Source organism: Sulfitobacter geojensis (genome assembly GCF_000622325.1).
Lineage (GTDB): Bacteria > Pseudomonadota > Alphaproteobacteria > Rhodobacterales > Rhodobacteraceae > Sulfitobacter > Sulfitobacter geojensis.
This window is the reverse complement of sequence record NZ_JASE01000005.1, coordinates 3,242,975-3,261,161: the sequence shown is the minus strand read 5'-3', so window position 1 is coordinate 3,261,161 and position 18,187 is coordinate 3,242,975. Positions and strand designations below refer to the sequence as shown.

The following is an 18,187-nucleotide window of genomic DNA, read 5'->3' as shown; positions in this document are numbered from 1 at the left end:
GGCCGCGTGCGCAAGTATACCCCCACGCCCCTCCTCTTTTTGGCCTTATATACTGTCCGCACTCACCACATAATGCAGGTGCCAGCGTTCAACGCCTTACAGAAACTCCTGCTGCGGCATGCCGAGAACGTGAAATCCGCCGTCCACGCGGATGATCTCACCCGTGGTGCAAGCCCCGGCGTCCGAGGCGAGATAAACCGCAGTACCACCCACGGCTTCCAAAGTCGCATTGCTGCGCATCGGAGCATTCTGGTCGGTGTGTTTGTAGGTTTTACGCGCACCACCAATGGCCGCACCGGCCAGTGTTTTCATCGGACCGGGGGAAATGGCGTTCACGCGGATGCCTTCGGGGCCCAGATCATTTGCCAGATAGCGTGTGGCACTTTCCAGCGCGGCCTTGGCCACACCCATCACATTGTAGTTCGGTACAACGCGGTTGCTGCCCTGATAGGTCAGCGTCATCAAGGTGCCGCCGTTTTCAACCATCATCGGATGGGCGCGGCGTGCAACTTCGATAAAGCTGTAGGCAGAGATATCCATCGAATGCTTGAAATTCGCACGGCTGGTGTTCAGAAAGCGCCCCGTCAGCTCGGATTTATCCGAAAACGCGATGGCGTGGACGACAAAATCAATTGTCGGCCAGCGGACACCTAACTGTTCGAACGCGGCATCGAGTGACGCGTCATCCGTCACGTCGACATCGACCATGAAATCTGACCCGACACTTTCAGCCAGCGGTTTCAGCCGCGAGCCGAAAGCCTCGCCCTGATAGGTGAACGCCAGCTCCGCACCGGCTTTGGCCATCGCTTTTGCGATGCCCCAAGCGATGGAGCGTTCGTTGGCGACCCCCATAATCAGGCCGCGTTTTCCTTTGAGCAGGTCAGACATATTGTGATCCTATCCTTTGTATTTCGACAGGATCATTGATCCGTTGGTGCCGCCAAATCCGAATGAATTAGTCATCACGGAATCGAGGCCCGCATTCTCGACCAGCGTCGTGGCGATTTCGGAGGCTTCCAGCGCGGGATCGAGCGTTTCGACGTTAATCGACGGTGTGATGAAATCATCCTTGAGCATCAACAAGCAGAAGATCGCTTCCATCGCCCCAGCAGCACCCTGACCGTGGCCAGTCATAGACTTGGTGGAGCTGACAGGTGGTGTGCTGCCTTGACCAAATACACGGCGGACTGCTTCGATCTCGCCCACATCACCTACAGGGGTCGAGGTGCCGTGCGCGTTGATATAGCTGACCTTGCGGCCTTCGGGCAGGGTTTCTAATGCCAGTTGCATGGCGCGTGTGCCGCCTTCGCCCGACGGCGCGACCATGTCGTGCCCGTCGGATGTGGCAGCAAAGCCGGTCACTTCGGCATAGATCGTGGCTCCACGCGCCAGCGCATGATCGAGGTCTTCCAGCACAACCATGCCGCCACCGCCGGTGATCACAAAGCCGTCGCGGTTGGCGTCGAAAGCGCGGGAGGCTTTCTCTGGCGTATCGTTATATTTGCTACTCATCGCGCCCATGGCGTCGAACAGACAAGACAGCGTCCAGTCCAGTTCTTCACCGCCACCTGCAAACATCACATCCTGTTTGCCCAGCATGATTTGTTCCGCAGCGGACCCGATGCAATGCAGCGAGGTCGAGCAGGCCGAGGTGATCGAATAGTTGATCCCTTTGATCTTGAACGCGGTGGAAAGGTTGGCGCTGATGGTCGAGGACATGCATTTCGGTACTGCAAAAGGCCCGATGCGCTTGGTCGCACCGGTCTTGTCAACGATATCATGCGCTGTCTTCATGGCAGAAGTGGAGGGCCCGCCGGAACCTGCAATGAGTCCGGTGCGCGGATTGCTGATTGTTTCCTCGTCCAGACCTGCATCGGCAATGGCCTGCTGCATGGCGATATAGGCATAGGCCGCGCCTTGTCCCATGAAACGCAGGGTACGTTTGTCGATGTGATCCGCGACATTGATCTTGAGCGTGCCTGCGACCTGAGAGCGGAAACCGTGCTCCGTCATCTCGGGGCTTGCTTCAATACCTGATGTACCCGCTTTGAGCGCGGCTGTGACTTCTTCGGCGTTGTTCCCGATGGATGAAACAATGCCAAGACCTGTGACGACGACCCGTTTCATGAGCAAACCTCTGGCTTGACGCGGCGCATGGACTGCACTCCCTTACTAATTCTATGTCTATCTAGGACGGCAAGGCTTGGCGGTGCAAGCGGTTAGCGGGCGGGCTTGGCCTATTGATCCGGCACAAGATCATTCGTGCTATAACGAATAATCGAGCTGCTGACGGTTTTGTCACGTGTGCCGACCAACACCACGCCTTCGCCACTTAACAGCATCGAACGGCGTTGCAGCGTATATTCCTGCCCGCCTGATGTGATCACCGTACTGCCCGAGGAACTGTGATCGGTATATTCCAGTTGTGCGGCCCGCAGCTCGAAAATACCGTGCTTGCGCGAGACCCAAGGATGCTCCACCACCGCCTGACAATCTGACGACCGCCCCACCATCACGCTTTCACCATCCAGCAGGGACCACTCCTGCGCATCACAACTCAGCACCGCAGATTCAGTGCGCGGCCCGATGGGCGAGTCCTTCATCCCGAACAAAACGGTCTGTGTGGACAGATCACTGACGGCGAAGGAATGCACCCGCGTCGCGTCGCGTTTGCCCTTCAGCTTCACGCCCCCCATCGAGACAAAAAGCGCCTGTAAAGGCGCAGTCAGCTGTTCAAAAACCGTATCGCCGACCAGTACCTCGCCGGGTTTGGCCAGTGCCGCCAGACGCGCGGCGGTGTTCACGGCGTCCCCGTAAATATCTGAATCCTGACTTAAAACATCCCCGCAGTGGGCACCGGCATGCACACCCAACCCTTCGCCCCAATCCGCCTGAATCATCGATCGCGCCGCTTTGAAGGCGCTTTCGGCATCGCCGAAAAAGCTGAGCGTGTCGTCGCCCTGCGATTTCACGCAGTGTCCGCCATTGTCTTCGATGATGCTGCGCATCTGCGCCAAAATCGTGCTGATCTGCGCCAAAGCGTCCTGATCGGATAGCCTGTCATACAAACTTGTGCTGCCGGTAATATCGGCAATCAGGACGTGGGCCGTGGCCATAAAACATGTTCTCCGCAGCGGGAAGGGAAATAGCGTTTGTGCAATTATGCTGCGACTTTAGATTTGCGGGCGCTTTGTTGCAAGAATTCCGGGGGCAGAAAACGGAGATACAGCCGCTGATTGCACCACCGGATGCGCGGCAGCCTGCCGCACCCGGTATGGCGGGTGGAACTTTGCTGGATGTGGGCTGTTGGGTTCTCAACAGAGCAAAGGAAGTATCCAATGTCAAAGATCGAAACAATGAACCCGGCCACAGAAGAGGCCATCAACAGCTACCCCAAGATGTCGCAGGAACAGGCGTTTGATGCGGTCGAAGCCTGTCATGCAGCGTTTCTGGAGTGGCGCAAGAAATCACACGAAGAACGCGCGCCGTACCTCAGAGCGATTGCCGAGAAGCTGCGCGAGAACAAGGACGAGCTGGTAGAGCTGATGACCCGTGAGATGGGCAAGCTGCTGAAAGACGGCAAAACCGAGGTCGAGCTGTGCGCCCAGATTTTCGAATACAGCGCGGATCACGGCGCCGATATGTTGGGCGATGAAGAACGCGTGCACGGTGACGGCAAACGTGGTGTGGTCACATTCCAGCCCATCGGCGTGATTTATTCCATTCAGCCGTGGAACTTCCCCCTGTACCAGCCGGTACGGGTGCTGGCGGCAAACCTGATCGCTGGTAACGGTTGTATCCTCAAACACGCCTCTATCTGTACCGGTTCCGGTCTGCGTTTGCGTGAATTGTGCATTGAGGCGGGCCTGCCGGAAGACCTGTTTCAGGTTGTTCTGATTGGCCACGACGTGAGCGACAAACTGATCGAACACAAGCTTGTGCGCGGCGTCACCATGACAGGCAGCGATGGCGCTGGCCGTCACATCGGCGCGACAGCTGCAAAAGCATTGAAGAAAACCGTGCTGGAGCTGGGGTCAAACGACGCTTACCTCGTTCTTGAAGACGCCGACATCGAAACCGCTGTAAAGTTTTCGGTCATTGGGCGGCTGTATAACAACGGCGAAACCTGTGTGTCCGCAAAACGCTTCGTTGTGGCTGACAAGGTCTATGATGCCTTTGTAGAGGCATTCGTCGCGAAGATGAGCGAAATCAAGATGGGCGATCCGATGGAGGAAGGCACCAAGCTGGGGCCACTGTCGAGCATCGAGCAGTTCGAGACTGTCCGCGATCAAGTCAAGGAAAGTGTCGCAAACGGTGCGAAAGTGTTGTGCGGCGGCGAAGTGCCGGACCGGACGGGTGCCTATTACCCCGCGACCGTGCTGGGCGACGTGAAACCCGGTATGCCAGCATATGACGATGAAATTTTCGGGCCGGTCGCCTCTGTCATCCGCGCAAAGGATGACGAAGACGCGATGCGGATTGCGAACGACAGCCGATATGGCCTGGGCGGCGGCATCTTCTGTAAGGATGAAGAGCACGCGCTGAAGTTGGCGCGCGAGCATTTCGACACCGGCATGGTGCGCATCAATTCGTTTGGTGCCGCAGACCCCAATATGCCCTTCGGCGGCGTAAAAGATTCCGGCTACGGCCGCGAACATGGCGGCTTTGGCATGAAAGAGTTCGTGAACGCCAAGGCCGTGTACCTGCCGTCCTAAGCCACCCTTTACTTGAAAAATCCATGGGGTGCAGCGTTTTTGCGCCGCCCCTATCCCAGAAGGAGAGAATACAATGACGATGAATGTACTTGTCGCCGGTTCAACCGGCAAAACCGGAACCCAGCTTGTAAAAGAAATCAAACAGATGGGTCATAACCCCGTCGCATTGGTGCGCGAGAGTTCTGACACCAGTGGTCTGCCTGATGGTGTCGAACAGCGCCTCGGCGATCTGACGGATCTCAATGATGATGTCTGTGCCGATACCGATGTGGTCGTATTCGCCGCAGGCTCTGGCAGCGGCACCGGACAGGAAATGACGGACAAGGTTGATCGTGACGGTGCCAAGAACCTGATTGATCTGGCTGAAAAGTCGGGTGTGTCCCGCTTTGTGATGCTCAGCTCGATCGGTGCAGACAACCCCAGCCAAGGGGGCGAAATGGCGCATTACCTTGAAGCGAAACACGCCGCAGATGAGCACCTCAAAGCGTCAAGCCTGAACTTCTCCATCTTGCGCCCCGTGGCGCTGACCGATGACGGGCGTAGCGACAACATTACGCTGGGTGCAGAGGTTGATAAATCCGCCGAGGCGAGCCGCGCAGATGTTGCACATGTTCTGGCCGAAGCTGCCGTGAACGGCACATATGACGGCAAGGCGCTGGATATGCAGTCGGCCTAGATCGCTTTGGATTACAGTCTTAATGCCCTGTCCCGACAGCGCTTTGCGCTGCTGCGGGGCAGGGCATTTTTATGTCAGCTCTCTGAAAGAGCGACCTTCATGTCTTTGACCTGATAAATCACTTCGCCGTCAGCTTCGACGATGCCGTCGGCCACACCCATGGTCAGGCGGCGGGTCTGGATCGCCTTGGTGAAGTCAATCTTATACGTCAGCATCTTGCGGTCAGGGCGGACCATACCGGTCAATTTGACCTCGCCCACACCCAGCGCGTAACCGCGCCCCTGCCAGCCGCGCCAGCCAAGGTTAAAACCGGTCAGTTGCCACAAGCCATCGAGGCCCAGACAGCCCGGCATGATCGGGTTGCCGGGGAAATGGCAGTCAAAGAACCACAAATCCGGGGTGATATCGAATTCGGCAGTGATATGACCCTTGCCATGTGCACCGCCATCGCCGGACACGTCCGTGATCCGGTCCATCATCAACATCGGTGGCGCGGGCAGCTGCGCATTACCGGGGCCGAACAATTCGCCGGCGGCGCATTTCAACAGTGCTTCCTTGTCAAAGCTGGTGGGATAGTCGGCCATGCGTCGGGTTCTCCTGCTGGGCAAATTGGTCGTTGGCGGTCTACCCTGCGCGGGCCTTTACCGCAAGTGTACCGCGGGGGATGCGTACAGCACCGGCGGCAATGATGCACTCTAGTGCCAGTTTTCGGTTTTCGAATTGAAAACAATGCGCATTAGGCCCTATATTACATCGCAACACGTAACGGAGCGATCCATGACGCAGACCCTTCAGGAAAACGGCATCCGCTGGCTGGAACAGGCCGGTGTGCGGCCGACCCGTCAACGGGTGACTTTGGCCAGCCTGCTGGTGGGGGACGGACAGCACCGTCACGTCACCGCCGAAAGCCTGTTCGAAGCGGCCAAGGGACAGGGCGATGCCGTGTCTTTGGCAACTGTTTACAACACGTTACGCGCCTTTTGCGGGGCGGGGTTGTTGCAGGAGGTGACAGTTGACGGTTCCAAAAGCTATTTTGACACCAACACCCATGAACATCCGCATTTCTATTGGGAAGACGACAGCAAATTGACCGATGCGCCTGCTGATCAACTGGTGATTTCGGGGCTCCCTGACGCGCCTGCGGGGGCGGAGATTGCCAGCGTCGATGTGGTAATCCGTCTGCGGCGCAAAGGGGCGGCGGGGTAAACCCCGCCCTACGGTAGTGCCTCACCCACTTCTTACACAGAACCAGATCGACACCTATAAGCGCGACGGTGTTGTGCTGATCAAAGGTCTGTTCGCGGATCACGTCGACAAACTCCGCTCCGGTGTCGCGCGTAACATGGCGCAGCCCGGCCCCTATGCATCCAACAACGACAAGGCGGGCGAAACGGGCCGGTTTTTTGACGATTATTGCAACTGGCAGCGCATTCCCGAATTTGAACAGGTGATCCGCGACAGTGCTGCGGCGCAGGTCGGTGCCGCGTTGATGCAAAGCGAGACCGCGCAGCTGTTTCACGATCACGTGCTGGTCAAGGAGCCTGGTACCTCGATGGCAACGCCGTGGCATCAGGACGGGCCTTATTATTTTGTCGAGGGGCGTCAGACGGTCAGTTTCTGGTCGCCGCTTGATCCGGTGACAGAAGCAACCTTGCGCTGTGTCGCGGGGTCGCATCTGTGGGAAAAGCCGGTGTTGCCAACACGTTGGGCCAAGGGCGACGCGTTTTTCGATCCCGCGCCCTATATGCCGGTGCCAGATCCCGACGCCGAAGGCATGGACGTGCGGGAATGGCACATGGAACCCGGCGATGCGGTGGCGTTCAACTATGGCATTCTGCACGGGGCGCGTGGCAATACCGCCAATGCGCGGCGGCGGGCGTTTTCGCTGCGGCTGGTGGGGGATGATGCGCGCTATGTCGAGCGCCCCGGTCCGACCTCTCCGCCGTTTCCCGGACATGATATGCGCGCGGGGCAGAAGCTGCGCCGCGATTGGTTCCCGTTGTTATGGCCGCAAAACTGAACCTGCGACGACAATCCTGTATTTAATGCGGAAACATCATCGCAGAACTTTGGCGTTCGGCGTCCTGATCTGCTAAAACCACTGCCCCGGTTCCATCAGCCCCAGATCAAGCAGCTGGCGCGAATGCCACTCGAAAGGGGCGGAGTTATGCCATTTGAAACTGTCGATCTCGAACTTGCTGCCCGGATTGCTTTTCAACGCTTTTGCAGTGCGAAACGAACAGATCGCCGCGGTGATGTTGTGGTGCCATGGACAGGCGAAAGTGTTGTATTCTTCGTCGGAAAACGTGTGATCCCAGCGGATTTTCAAGCCCTTCTTGGCGCGAAACAGCGGGATACGGTCAATTTTGCGGCGCAACACGGGCACATGTTCTTCAAAGCGCCAGCGCAAACCGCCAAAGAAATCCAGTTGCCGGTCCTTGGGGTGGCCATGGTTGTCCGCATCGGGGCGCGCCAGCGCGTAATACCCGGACCGGTCCATATGGGCATTGTCCAATGAGACGGCATTCGGGTGCACATCCAGATTGTCAGAATAGAGGTCGATCACATAGGCCAGCATCGCGTCGCGGCGTTCTTCGGTGTGAAAGGCCAGCATTTCGGCCACATTGCGGGTTTCGCAGAACGGAAAAAAGAAGAATTCGGCGTTATAGCAATAATAGACCCATTGCCCCGCCGCCGGTTCCATCAGCGCATTCACCGCCTGTTCCATCGCGTGATCGGCAGACATGTTATAATCAACGCGGATGACGGTTTGTGCAAGGTCACGGGGCAACTCGAACACTGCAGGCATCAAGGCGATCACAGCTTTGAAACCCATCTGCTGGTGATGACGCAGGGTTGTGGCAACCTCGACGTCATCTTCGATCATGACAATCGCCAGCGGCCCCTTGGCAAGGGTCGCGGCCTCTGCTGTGATCATCTGCGATAGGCTGGTGTACTGCATGGGGCCTCTTGTCGGCGCGGTTTTGCAGTAGAATCGGTTAAATCGGCGTGCATTGCAAGCGCAGGGTGGCCCTGTTATGTCGCGGTAGATTTCCCGCACACGTTGGACCGATGCTATGACTGCGCCCAAAAAGCTGTTTATCAAGACCTATGGCTGTCAGATGAATGTCTATGACAGCGAACGCATGGCCGAAGCGCTGGGCGGACAGGGCTATGTCGAGACGTCGACAGCGGATGATGCAGATATGATTCTGCTGAATACCTGCCACATTCGCGAGAAAGCAGCTGAAAAGGTCTATTCCGAACTGGGCCGCCTGAAGCCGTTGAAAGAATTGAACCCCGATTTGAAAATCGGCGTGGCAGGATGTGTGGCGCAGGCGGAAGGCGAAGAAATCATGCGTCGCCAGCCCGCTGTTGATCTGGTGGTCGGCCCGCAAAGCTATCATCGTCTGCCGGAGATGGAGACAAAGGTCCGCAAGGGTGAAACCGCGCTTGATACGGATTTCCCGGAAGAGGATAAATTCGAGCACCTGAAATCGCGCCCCAAGGCAAAACGCGCCCCGGCGGCGTTTTTGACGGTTCAGGAAGGCTGCGACAAGTTCTGCGCCTTTTGTGTTGTGCCCTACACCCGCGGTGCCGAAGTTAGCCGCCCTGCCAGCCGCGTCTTGCAGGAAGCCCGCGATCTGGTTGAACGTGGCGTACGCGAAGTGACGTTGCTGGGCCAGAACGTAAATGCCTATCACGGGGCAGGGGATGCGGGCGACATGACGCTTGCGCAGCTGATCCGCGCCTTGGCCAAGGTCGACGGGCTGGAGCGGATCCGCTACACAACAAGCCATCCCAACGACATGGACGATGACCTGATTGCGGCCCATGGCGAAGTGCCCGAGCTGATGCCCTATCTGCATCTGCCGGTGCAATCGGGATCGGACCGGATTTTGAAACGGATGAACCGCAGCCATACCGCGGACAGCTATCTGCGCTTGCTGGAGCGCATTCGCGCCGCGCGTCCCGATATCATCCTGTCAGGTGATTTCATTGTCGGTTTCCCCGAAGAAACCGATGCTGATTTCGAGGCGACGATGGATTTGGTGCGCGAAGTGAAATACGGCTACGCCTATTCGTTCAAATACTCGACCCGCCCGGGCACACCTGCCGCCGAACGCGCCTTGGTGGATGCCGATGTGGCGGATGCGCGGTTGCAACGCCTGCAGGCCTTGATCACCGGGCACCAGCGCGAGATCCAGAACAGCATGGTCGGGCGTGACGTTTCGGTTCTGATTGAACGGGCAGGCCGCGAAGCGGGGCAGATGCTGGGCAAATCGGAATACCTGCATTCGGTGCATATCGAAAACTGCACCGCGCAAATTGGAGATATCGTAAATGTCAGAATCGCGGAGGCCAAAACCAATTCGCTGACCGCGCGACATCTTTAAGGGCGCGTTCAACCTTAGGGAGTGCGTGCCCGTTTGGTGCGAGTTTGCCACATTGCTGCCTTAATTCCATGTGTTTGCCCCACAATAAACCACTAAATGTAGAGAACAGTGCTTCACACCCTGCAAATTTTTACCTAACGTGTGTGACTAAGCGGGGATGGCCAGCCTAGATGCCGGACATGCCTTTCGTGGGGGAACATAAGAAGGAAAATGCTGTGGTGAACACAATCTCCAAAGCAATCCGCGCGGTGGCGAGCCTGTCACTTGCAGCCGCGATTGCGATGCCGATGGCTTTTGCGCCAACAAGTGCAGACGCACAAACACGTTCGCAGGGTGGCCGTGACAAAGGTGTTTATACACCGACCATCTGGGTTGATCCCGACGGCTGCGAACACTGGGTGATGGACGACGGTGCCGAAGGCTACATGACGCCCCACACCACACGTCAGGGTATCCCGGTCTGCCGCCGTGGCAACGTTTGTGGCGTGATGAAATCGGATCAGTTTTTCTCCACCGACAGCTACCGCATTCACAAAGCGGGCAAGGCGCGTCTGTCCGAGTTCTTCAAGAAAACCGGCGCTGTGTCCTATATCATTACCGGTCACACGGACAGCCGCGCGTCTGATGCCTATAATATGAAACTCAGCTATAACCGCGCCAACGCCGTTGCGGCCATTGCTGTGGCAAACGGGGCACGTATCGCCGATGTGCGCGGCTATGGCGAACGCCTGCCGGTTGCGGCCAATAACTCATCGCATGGGATGGCCAAAAACCGTCGCGTCGAAATCATCTGTATTCGCTAAGGGGACATGACGTGATCAAAACAAAAATTCTTCTTGTGACGGCCTGTGCCATCGGGCTGGGTGCCTGTAGCGATGTTGAGACCGGTATTCCGTTCCGCGGCTTGCCGTCGGACAAAACCGTCGACGGTGGCATCAACGCCCATCACCTGAGCACGCTTCAGGCTGGTATCTGGGTTGACCCGAACGGCTGTGACCACTGGATCATCGACGACGGTGTCGAAGGATACCTCTCCGCCCGTCTGGACAAATACGGCAAGCCCGTTTGCTCTGGCGTCGCACCGCCCACACACACAGTCGGCGACTTCAAAGGCGGCTCAAACATTGCGGATCCAAACTGATTTTGGCTCAAATTGTCAGCATCATCGGGCCGGAGTGTTTATCACTCTGGCCCGATTTGCGTTTCAGGGGTGCAATTTCCCCCGTTCGACCCTACCTGCTTGTGACACGCCTCAACCCAAGGAGCTTCCCTTGCCCCCAAGCGACCAAATGACGGCAGTACCTGCTGCTGACCCTATTGTGCTTGAATTCGCCGACAACCGTCTGCTGATTGATCTCTGCGGTGCCTATGATGCACATCTGGCGGCCATTGAAAAAGCGCTGGACGTCCAGATCATCCGGCGCGGGAACCAGCTAAGCATTCTGGGTGACACCGATAGCAAACAGCGGGCCGAAGGCGTGCTGAACACCCTCTATGCCCGCCTTGAAAGCGGACGCACTGTGGCCCCTGCCGAAGTCGAAAGCCTGCTGCGCATGGGCAGCCCGATGGCGGGAACACGCCCCCAGACGGGCGGCCAGCTGGAGATGCCGGTGGGCGACACCTTTGAAATCCAGACCCGCAAGAAACGGGTAGAGCCGCGCACAGATGCGCAGAAAGCCTACGTCAAATCGCTGTTTGATGATGAACTGACTTTCGGCATCGGCCCTGCGGGCACCGGCAAAACCTATCTGGCCGTCGCGGTGGGCATTAACATGTTCATCGGCGGGCATGTGGACAAGATTATTCTCAGCCGTCCCGCGGTCGAAGCGGGCGAAAAGCTGGGGTACTTGCCCGGGGATATGAAGGACAAGGTCGATCCTTACATGCAGCCGCTTTACGACGCGCTGAACGACTTCCTGCCGGGCAAACAACTGGCCAAGCTGATCGAAGAAAAACGTATTGAAATCGCGCCTTTGGCCTTTATGCGCGGGCGCACCCTGTCCAATGCTTTTGTCGTGCTGGACGAGGCGCAGAACGCGACGTCGATGCAAATGAAGATGTTCCTTACACGTCTTGGCAAAGGATCGCGCATGGTCATTACGGGTGACCGTACACAGATCGACCTGCCGCGCGGCGTGCCCTCGGGGCTTGCCGACGCGGAACGCCTGCTGAACAAGATCCCCAAAATCAGCTTCAATTATTTCACCTCCAAAGATGTGGTACGCCATCCTTTGGTTGCCGCAATCATCGAAGCTTACGAGGCGGACAACCCCGCCTCGTGATGCCACTCTTTCTTGCTCTTTTTGGCCTTATATCCTGCGGGGAGTCAGCTTTGCTGACGGGGCAGAGCCCCAAAAGAAGACGTTAAATGCAGAACATGGACATCGACATCGAAGACCCCCGCTGGGCCGCCCTTGATATCGAGGCGCTTTGCGAGACAGCTATCGGCGCAACCCTCACCCATCTCGGCCTGCCCCTTGACGCAGAAGTCAGCATTCTCGCCTGTGACGACGCCCGCATTGCAACCCTAAACGCGGAATTTCGCGCAAAAGTCACGCCTACCAATGTGCTTAGCTGGCCCAGCGAAGAGCGGGCCGCGACGCGCGCTGGCGGTCTGCCAAGTCCCCCCGAACCCGATCCGGGCGGGATGATCGAACTGGGTGATATCGCCATCAGCTATGACACCTGCGCCGCAGAGGCCCGCACTGCCGGCAAGAATATCGCCCATCACGTGACCCATCTGGTTGTTCATGGCACCCTGCATTTGCTGGGTTATGATCACGAAAACGAGCAAGATGCTGCCTTGATGGAAGGGCTCGAAGTCGAAATACTTGGTAAAATGGGTCTGGATGACCCATATAGGGAATCGTAGACGGTTTCGGCCGTGAATTTGCATGACAGGACCCAATGGGCGACACTGACGGACCATCTGACGCGGCGCAGAGCGCGCTACCGGATGAAAACACTGCTTCACCAGACGATGCAGCCTCGAAAACGGGCGGCTTTTTCTCTCGCGTCATTGGCGCACTCAGCCCGTCTGAAGGCGATCCCAGTTCGGAAATGACCCCGCTGCCCGTCGATCGGGTCTCTGCGCGCGGCATGATGAACCTGCGGCGGATGCGGGTCGATGACGTGTCTATTCCCAAGGCCGATATCACCGCAGTGCCGGTCACCATCACCATGGAAGAACTGGTGGCGGTGTTCAAAGACAGCGGGTTGACCCGACTGCCGGTATTTGACGGCACATTGGACACCCCTGTTGGCATGGCCCACCTCAAGGATCTGGCTCTGCAATATGGCTTTAACGGCAAGCCCAAGGACTTCGATCTGGCCGCTTTGCTACGTCCGCTGCTGTTTGTACCCCCGTCGATGGGGATCGGCGTGTTGCTGACAAAAATGCAGGCAGAACGCCGGCACATGGCGTTGGTGATCGACGAATATGGGGGTGTTGACGGGTTGGTCACCATCGAAGATCTGATCGAACAGGTCATCGGTGAAATCGAAGACGAACATGACATCGACGAAGCCACTTTCTGGAGCGTCGAGAAACCCGGCACCTATCTGGCGCTGGCCAAGACCCCGTTGGAAGATTTCGAGGCCGAGATCGGCCATTCCTTGACCGATCACGATGATGTTGATGAGGAAGAAATCGACACATTGGGCGGCTTGGTCTTTATGCTGTCAGGGCGGGTGCCGACACGGGGCGAAGTTGTGGTGCATCCCGATGGCTTTGAATTCGAAGTCATCGATGCTGATCCGCGCCGCATCAAACGTTTGCGGGTGCGCACGAACGGGGCGGTCCGGTGACACTCCGCTTGGCGGTGTGGCAAATGATGTGTTTGGCCGCGGCACTCGGGGCCATCGCGGCATTCGGGCAGGCCCCTTATGACCAACCGCTGATCCTGATGGCCGCGCTGGTCGGTGCGCTCTATTTCTTTTCCCAAGCAGAAAGCCCCCGTCAGGCGGCGGTCTTCGGCTGGGCCTTCGGGACCGGATATTTCGCCCATGCCCTGCAATGGATCGTCTCGCCTTTTATGGTGGATGTGGCGCGCCACGGCTGGATGGCCCCGTTTGCGCTGTTGTTTCTGGCGGCGGGGCTGGCGTTGTTCTGGGGGCTGGCGTTCTGGCTGGCGCGGCGCTTAAGCGGGCACAGCGCATGGGGGCTGGTGTTGACCTTCCCCGCTGTGGAACTTGTCCGCGCCTATATCTTTACGGGTTTTCCTTGGGCGATGTTTTCCCAGTCTCTGGTGGATAGCAGCGGCGGGCAGGCCTTGTCGTGGATTGGGCCATATGCGCTGAATCTTGTGATGATCGCCGTCGCAGTCCCCCTGAGCCAGACGGTCCAAACCTGGGTGGGGCGCACCCTGCGCTATGGTGCGATTTTACTGGGTCTGGGCGGCGTGGTCCTTCCGGTGATGGCCCCTGACGCCGTATCGGGCGATGGCATCATCCGCTTGATCCAACCCAATGCCGCACAGCGCGACAAATGGGATCCGGCGCAAATCCCGGTCTTTTTCGATCGCCAGTTAAAATATACGTCGGCATCGCCAACGGATGGGCGTGCGCGCCCCGATCTGGTTTTGTGGTCGGAAACGGCAATACCTTGGGTGCTTGATCGGGCTGCTCCGGCACTGGATCAAATTGCGCAAGCGGGCGACACGGCCGATGTCGCGCTGGGGGTGCAACGCCGCAATCCCGACCAGTATTTCAATTCGATGGTGGTGCTGGATAGCGCGGGTAGCGTGGCACAGACCTATGACAAGCATCATCTTGTGCCGTTCGGGGAATATATGCCTTTCGCGGATTTATTCGCCCGCGTCGGTGTCTTCGGTCTCGCACAGCGCGCGCTTGGCGGCTATGCATCCGGCCTCGGCCCGCAGTTGCTGGAATTTGGCGATTTGGGCCGTGCTTTGCCGTTGATCTGCTATGAGGCGGTGTTTGCGCACGACGTTAATGCGGCACCCGAACGACCCGATTTCCTGATCCAGATCACCAATGACGCGTGGTTCGGCAAAGCCGCCGGTCCGCGCCAGCATCTGGCACAGGCGCGGATGCGGGCGATCGAACAGGGGCTGCCGCTGGCGCGCGCCGCCAATACGGGCATTTCCGCGATGATTGATCCCTATGGTCGCGTGCTGGCCGCGCTACCGCTGAACGAGGCGGGGTTTATCGATGCGAACCTGCCATTGCCGCGAAAGCCGACGCTATACAGCCGCACGGGTGATCTGCCTTTTGCAGTTGTGTTGCTTCTGGGACTCGTCGCGGCGGCAATCGGCGCACGAAACCGTGAGGACGGGCTTAAGAATTGACGCCTATGAAGGGGGTCGTTAAGCCAGCGCAACTAATGTCACAACGGCTTCCTGACGTGGCATTTCATTTTTTACTGGAGCAGATATGTCCCGACAGAACTATATATTCACGTCCGAGTCCGTCTCGGAAGGTCACCCCGACAAGGTTTGTGACCGTATTTCCGACGCCGTGCTTGATGCATTTCTCAGCGAGGAACCCGAAGCACGGGTCGCCGCGGAGACATTTGCAACCACCAACCGTGTGGTGATCGGCGGCGAAGTCGGGCTGAGCGATCAGGCAAAGCTGACCCACTACATGGGCCAGATCGAGGACATCGCCCGCGCCTGCATCAAGGACATCGGTTACGCACAGGATAAGTTCCACCACGAGACCGTGGAAATCACCAACCTGTTGCACGAACAATCCGCCCATATTGCCCAAGGCGTCGATGCCTCTGGTAACAAGGACGAAGGCGCTGGCGATCAGGGCATCATGTTCGGCTTTGCCACGGATGAAACCGAACATCTGATGCCGGCACCGATCCACTATGCCCACGCGATCCTGCGCCGGCTGGCCGAAGTGCGCAAGGACGGCACAGAGCCGACATTGCGCCCCGACGCAAAAAGCCAGCTTTCCGTGCGCTATGAGGGCGGCAAGCCCGTAGGCGTGTCCTCCATCGTTCTGTCGACGCAGCATGAATTCGAGACCCAGACCAGCGCGGACATTCGCGAGATCGTAGAGCCCTACATTCGCGAAGTGCTGCCCGAAGGCTGGATCGACAAGGATACCCAGTGGCATGTGAACCCCACTGGCGTATTCGTCATTGGCGGGCCGGACGGCGATGCGGGCCTGACCGGGCGCAAGATCATCGTGGATACCTACGGCGGCGCGGCCCCGCATGGTGGCGGTGCATTTTCCGGCAAGGACCCGACCAAGGTGGACCGTTCGGCCGCCTATGCTGCACGTTATCTAGCAAAGAACGTGGTTGCAGCGGGAATGGCGACCAAATGTACCATCCAGCTGAGCTATGCCATTGGCGTGTCCGAACCGCTGTCCATCTATTGCGATACTTTCGGCACCGGCGAAGTCGATGACGCAGAAGTGGAGCGCGCGATCCGCAAGGTGATGAGCCTGACGCCGCGCGGTATTCGCGAGCATCTGCAACTGAACAAACCGATCTATCAGCGCACGGCGGCCTATGGGCACTTCGGGCGTGCACCGGACGAAGATGGTGGTTTTTCGTGGGAAAAACTGGATTTGGCGGACAAGTTGAAAGCCGAAGTTTAAGCCAACGGGCCGTTTCTATTGGTCAAGGCGGGGCGTTTTGCGCCCCGTTTTTGCATTAATGGGGGCCGGAACTGAAGGGCGACGGGGGTCTGTTGGACTTCGGTTCACTTTGCGCTTCCTTGGTGGTGCCGGCTGCATCCGTGAAATGGGCCAGCAAAGTGGCACCGTCCTGCCGCTCCATTTCGATCAGGAAAGACCAGAGGCTGAGGCAATTCTGTTCAGCGGCATCGGTCGCGGGGCAGTCGTTCAAGACGTGTTGTGCCCTTAGGTTCCGCATGTGCCGCATCAGCCTGCTGACCATTGGTTTGATGTCCTGTGCGCTGTGCGCGACTGCCCGCGCCAGCAACTGCGCGACTTCTTCGGCATCGAAATGCTTGGCGCTTGCAGGGGACAGAGGGGCCGTCATGACCAGCGCCTCCCTGACCGCACGGGCAAAGGCGTCTGACGACAGGGCATCTTTTTCCAGAAACCCGCAACATCCGGCGGCTTCTGCACGGTCAACAATACCGCTTTCTGCCAGCCCCGACACCATGAGCGCGGGCGTGTTCATATTGCGGGCACAAAGGTGCATCATATCGAGCGCATCAAGTCCGGTACCATCGGGCAAGGAGTAATCCAGCAGGATCAGCCCGAAGGTCGTTTGATCCAGCAGGTTGCGGAATTCGGTCAAGGAGGTGGCATTGCTTACGGTGCAGGTAAATTCGAGCCCCGAACAAAGCCGTGCCAGTCGATGCCTGTCAAAACGTTCGTCATCAAGGATCAGCACCTCAAGGCTGGTGCGGGTACCGACAGGTTTAAAGGGAGAAACCGGGCTGGTTTGAAACGCGGGCATCAGCAGATCCTTTGGGCAAAGCTCTGATATGTTTAAGAGTGCAGGCTTAACCGCGAATTAAGACTTTGAGCCAATACACCTGATAATACGGATGATTGTCGCGATTTTACCTTTCTCTGCTGTGCCTTTAAGCGGATCGCGAAATGCGCCTGCGCAAAAGCAGACCATTGCAGCGGGGCGCGTCGCAGGCTAAAGCCCCCGCCATGACGCAACCCACACGCCCCCACCGCAATTTCTATGGTCGCCTTAAGGGCAAGACCCTGAAACCCGCACAGCGCAGACATCTGGCCGAGGACCTGGATGGGCTTTCGCCCGGTCCGGTGTCCTGGGAGGACAACCCCGCGCGCGACCTTCTGGATCTGGGGGCGCTATTTGACGGCAAACCTGTCTGGCTTGAGATCGGTTTTGGCGGCGGCGAGCACATGGTGCATCAGGCAGCAACAAACCCTGACGTCGGCATCATCGGGTGCGAACCCTATATCAATGGTGTGGCGATGCTGTTGGGCAAGATCCGCAAGGCGGCGGTCGAAAATGTTTCGGTCTATCCCAATGATGTGCGGGACATGTTTGACGTCTTGCCCGAAGCCTCAATCGATCGCGCTTTCCTGCTGTATCCTGACCCATGGCCAAAATCCCGCCACCACCGGCGCCGGTTTGTGACCGAGGAGCATTTGGTGCCGTTGGCGCGGGCGCTCAAGCCCGGCAGTATTTTTCGTGTCGCGACAGATATTGAAGATTACGTGCGCCAAACCTTGGAAGAGGTGCCGAAGTTCGGGTTTGAATGGCTTGCCGAGGGACCCGCAGATTGGCGCAGGCCTTGGGATGACTGGATTTCGACGCGCTACGAGCAAAAGGCGCTGCGCGAAGGCCGTGTGCCGCATTATCTGACGTTTCGCAGGCAGTGAGCGAAAGGTGCGGGCAAGCCCGCATTCGATTTTATTAATTTTCCTAGGAAAATTTGTACGAGGCTCTGCCTCGCGCTCCGCAGGAT

The 18,187-nt window shown here is 58.0% G+C and carries 19 protein-coding genes and 1 riboswitch; of the genes, 13 read left to right on the top strand and 6 right to left on the bottom strand.

Translation table 11 applies throughout. From position 1 onward, the window contains the following. Window positions 1-96: 96 nt before the first annotated feature. The 3 genes from Z947_RS0117865 to Z947_RS0117855 form a co-directional block, all read right to left on the bottom strand. Window positions 97-888: an enoyl-ACP reductase FabI gene (locus tag Z947_RS0117865; RefSeq protein ID WP_025045648.1), complete on the bottom strand. Its 792-nt coding sequence runs from the start codon at window positions 886-888 to the stop codon at window positions 97-99. Between the two features lie 9 nt (window positions 889-897). Next, the gene (gene fabB, locus Z947_RS0117860; protein WP_025045647.1) at window positions 898-2,127 is read right to left on the bottom strand and encodes a beta-ketoacyl-ACP synthase I; all 1,230 of its coding nucleotides are present in this window, start codon (window positions 2,125-2,127) and stop codon (window positions 898-900) included. A 110-nt stretch (window positions 2,128-2,237) separates the two neighbouring features. Next, window positions 2,238-3,116, bottom strand: a complete 879-nt coding sequence (locus Z947_RS0117855) for an adenylate/guanylate cyclase domain-containing protein (RefSeq protein WP_025045646.1) — start codon at window positions 3,114-3,116, stop codon at window positions 2,238-2,240. A gap of 222 nt (window positions 3,117-3,338) precedes the next feature. Here Z947_RS0117855 and Z947_RS0117850 point away from each other — a divergent pair, with 222 nt between their 5' ends. Together Z947_RS0117850 and Z947_RS0117845 are read left to right on the top strand one after the other, a co-directional pair. Further along, window positions 3,339-4,715 (top strand): NAD-dependent succinate-semialdehyde dehydrogenase, encoded by a 1,377-nt coding sequence (locus Z947_RS0117850; protein WP_025045645.1) that lies wholly within the window; start codon window positions 3,339-3,341, stop codon window positions 4,713-4,715. A gap of 73 nt (window positions 4,716-4,788) precedes the next feature. Further along, window positions 4,789-5,391, top strand: a complete 603-nt coding sequence (locus Z947_RS0117845) for an SDR family oxidoreductase (RefSeq protein WP_338057836.1) — start codon at window positions 4,789-4,791, stop codon at window positions 5,389-5,391. Window positions 5,392-5,465: 74 nt separating this feature from the next. Here the strand turns inward: Z947_RS0117845 and fabA are convergent, their stop codons facing one another. Then, window positions 5,466-5,975: a bifunctional 3-hydroxydecanoyl-ACP dehydratase/trans-2-decenoyl-ACP isomerase gene (gene fabA, locus Z947_RS0117840; protein ID WP_025045643.1), complete on the bottom strand. Its 510-nt coding sequence runs from the start codon at window positions 5,973-5,975 to the stop codon at window positions 5,466-5,468. A gap of 193 nt (window positions 5,976-6,168) precedes the next feature. Here fabA and irrA point away from each other — a divergent pair, with 193 nt between their 5' ends. Further along, window positions 6,169-6,597, top strand: a complete 429-nt coding sequence (irrA, locus tag Z947_RS0117835) for an iron response transcriptional regulator IrrA (RefSeq protein WP_025045642.1) — start codon at window positions 6,169-6,171, stop codon at window positions 6,595-6,597. Window positions 6,598-6,613: 16 nt separating this feature from the next. After that, window positions 6,614-7,411, top strand: coding sequence for a phytanoyl-CoA dioxygenase family protein (locus Z947_RS0117830; protein WP_025045641.1), 798 nt, complete (start codon window positions 6,614-6,616; stop codon window positions 7,409-7,411). Window positions 7,412-7,483: 72 nt separating this feature from the next. On the opposite strand, the gene Z947_RS0117825 is transcribed toward Z947_RS0117830, so the two are convergent. After that, window positions 7,484-8,353, bottom strand: a complete 870-nt coding sequence (locus Z947_RS0117825) for a hypothetical protein (RefSeq protein ID WP_025045640.1) — start codon at window positions 8,351-8,353, stop codon at window positions 7,484-7,486. A gap of 115 nt (window positions 8,354-8,468) precedes the next feature. Between Z947_RS0117825 and miaB the strand changes: the two genes are divergently transcribed. The 8 genes from miaB to metK all read left to right on the top strand — a co-directional run bounded on the left by miaB (window position 8,469) and on the right by metK (window position 16,364). After that, a complete protein-coding gene (miaB, locus tag Z947_RS0117820) occupies window positions 8,469-9,788 on the top strand; it encodes a tRNA (N6-isopentenyl adenosine(37)-C2)-methylthiotransferase MiaB (protein WP_025045639.1) in 1,320 nt (439 codons plus the stop codon). Window positions 9,789-10,003: 215 nt separating this feature from the next. Next, the gene (locus Z947_RS0117815; RefSeq protein ID WP_025045638.1) at window positions 10,004-10,591 is read left to right on the top strand and encodes an OmpA family protein; all 588 of its coding nucleotides are present in this window, start codon (window positions 10,004-10,006) and stop codon (window positions 10,589-10,591) included. Between the two features lie 11 nt (window positions 10,592-10,602). Beyond that, on the top strand, window positions 10,603-10,929 hold the full coding sequence (locus tag Z947_RS0117810) for a hypothetical protein (RefSeq protein ID WP_025045637.1): 327 nt from the start codon (window positions 10,603-10,605) through the stop codon (window positions 10,927-10,929). Between the two features lie 148 nt (window positions 10,930-11,077). Then, window positions 11,078-12,070 carry a PhoH family protein gene (locus Z947_RS0117805; protein ID WP_037939016.1) on the top strand — a complete coding sequence of 331 codons (993 nt, stop codon included), beginning with the start codon at window positions 11,078-11,080 and terminating at the stop codon, window positions 12,068-12,070. 86 nt (window positions 12,071-12,156) lie between these two features. After that, window positions 12,157-12,660 carry an rRNA maturation RNase YbeY gene (gene ybeY / locus Z947_RS0117800; RefSeq protein WP_025045635.1) on the top strand — a complete coding sequence of 168 codons (504 nt, stop codon included), beginning with the start codon at window positions 12,157-12,159 and terminating at the stop codon, window positions 12,658-12,660. A gap of 35 nt (window positions 12,661-12,695) precedes the next feature. Continuing rightward, window positions 12,696-13,595, top strand: a complete 900-nt coding sequence (locus tag Z947_RS0117795) for a hemolysin family protein (RefSeq protein ID WP_025045634.1) — start codon at window positions 12,696-12,698, stop codon at window positions 13,593-13,595. After that, the gene (gene lnt, locus Z947_RS0117790) at window positions 13,592-15,097 is read left to right on the top strand and encodes an apolipoprotein N-acyltransferase (protein WP_025045633.1); all 1,506 of its coding nucleotides are present in this window, start codon (window positions 13,592-13,594) and stop codon (window positions 15,095-15,097) included. Before Z947_RS0117795 ends, lnt begins: the two co-directional genes overlap by 4 nt. A 32-nt stretch (window positions 15,098-15,129) precedes the next feature. Then, a riboswitch (SAM-SAH riboswitch) is annotated at window positions 15,130-15,179 on the top strand. Between the two features lie 3 nt (window positions 15,180-15,182). Next, window positions 15,183-16,364 carry a methionine adenosyltransferase gene (metK, locus tag Z947_RS0117785; protein WP_025045632.1) on the top strand — a complete coding sequence of 394 codons (1,182 nt, stop codon included), beginning with the start codon at window positions 15,183-15,185 and terminating at the stop codon, window positions 16,362-16,364. A gap of 55 nt (window positions 16,365-16,419) precedes the next feature. Here the strand turns inward: metK and Z947_RS0117780 are convergent, their stop codons facing one another. Continuing rightward, window positions 16,420-17,196 carry a response regulator gene (locus Z947_RS0117780; RefSeq protein ID WP_025045631.1) on the bottom strand — a complete coding sequence of 259 codons (777 nt, stop codon included), beginning with the start codon at window positions 17,194-17,196 and terminating at the stop codon, window positions 16,420-16,422. 203 nt (window positions 17,197-17,399) lie between these two features. On the opposite strand from Z947_RS0117780, the gene trmB reads away from it, so the two are divergent. Beyond that, window positions 17,400-18,101 (top strand): tRNA (guanine(46)-N(7))-methyltransferase TrmB, encoded by a 702-nt coding sequence (trmB, locus tag Z947_RS0117775; RefSeq protein ID WP_025045630.1) that lies wholly within the window; start codon window positions 17,400-17,402, stop codon window positions 18,099-18,101. The last annotated feature ends 86 nt before the right edge of the window (window positions 18,102-18,187 follow it).

Bases quoted from the DNA above. Each gene is read 5' to 3' on its own strand.
- metK (WP_025045632.1), top strand. From the start codon at position 15,183: ATGTCCCGACAGAACTATATATTCACGTCCGAGTCCGTCTCGGAAGGT.
- Z947_RS0117865 (WP_025045648.1), bottom strand. From the start codon at position 888: ATGTCTGACCTGCTCAAAGGAAAACGCGGCCTGATTATGGGGGTCGCC.
- fabA (WP_025045643.1), bottom strand. From the start codon at position 5,975: ATGGCCGACTATCCCACCAGCTTTGACAAGGAAGCACTGTTGAAATGC.
- Z947_RS0117855 (WP_025045646.1), bottom strand. From the start codon at position 3,116: ATGGCCACGGCCCACGTCCTGATTGCCGATATTACCGGCAGCACAAGT.
- ybeY (WP_025045635.1), top strand. From the start codon at position 12,157: ATGCAGAACATGGACATCGACATCGAAGACCCCCGCTGGGCCGCCCTT.
- Z947_RS0117825 (WP_025045640.1), bottom strand. From the start codon at position 8,353: ATGCAGTACACCAGCCTATCGCAGATGATCACAGCAGAGGCCGCGACC.
- Z947_RS0117845 (WP_338057836.1), top strand. From the start codon at position 4,789: ATGACGATGAATGTACTTGTCGCCGGTTCAACCGGCAAAACCGGAACC.
- trmB (WP_025045630.1), top strand. From the start codon at position 17,400: ATGACGCAACCCACACGCCCCCACCGCAATTTCTATGGTCGCCTTAAG.
- Z947_RS0117805 (WP_037939016.1), top strand. From the start codon at position 11,078: ATGACGGCAGTACCTGCTGCTGACCCTATTGTGCTTGAATTCGCCGAC.
- irrA (WP_025045642.1), top strand. From the start codon at position 6,169: ATGACGCAGACCCTTCAGGAAAACGGCATCCGCTGGCTGGAACAGGCC.
- Z947_RS0117780 (WP_025045631.1), bottom strand. From the start codon at position 17,196: ATGCCCGCGTTTCAAACCAGCCCGGTTTCTCCCTTTAAACCTGTCGGT.
- Z947_RS0117850 (WP_025045645.1), top strand. From the start codon at position 3,339: ATGTCAAAGATCGAAACAATGAACCCGGCCACAGAAGAGGCCATCAAC.
- Z947_RS0117795 (WP_025045634.1), top strand. From the start codon at position 12,696: ATGGGCGACACTGACGGACCATCTGACGCGGCGCAGAGCGCGCTACCG.
- miaB (WP_025045639.1), top strand. From the start codon at position 8,469: ATGACTGCGCCCAAAAAGCTGTTTATCAAGACCTATGGCTGTCAGATG.
- fabB (WP_025045647.1), bottom strand. From the start codon at position 2,127: ATGAAACGGGTCGTCGTCACAGGTCTTGGCATTGTTTCATCCATCGGG.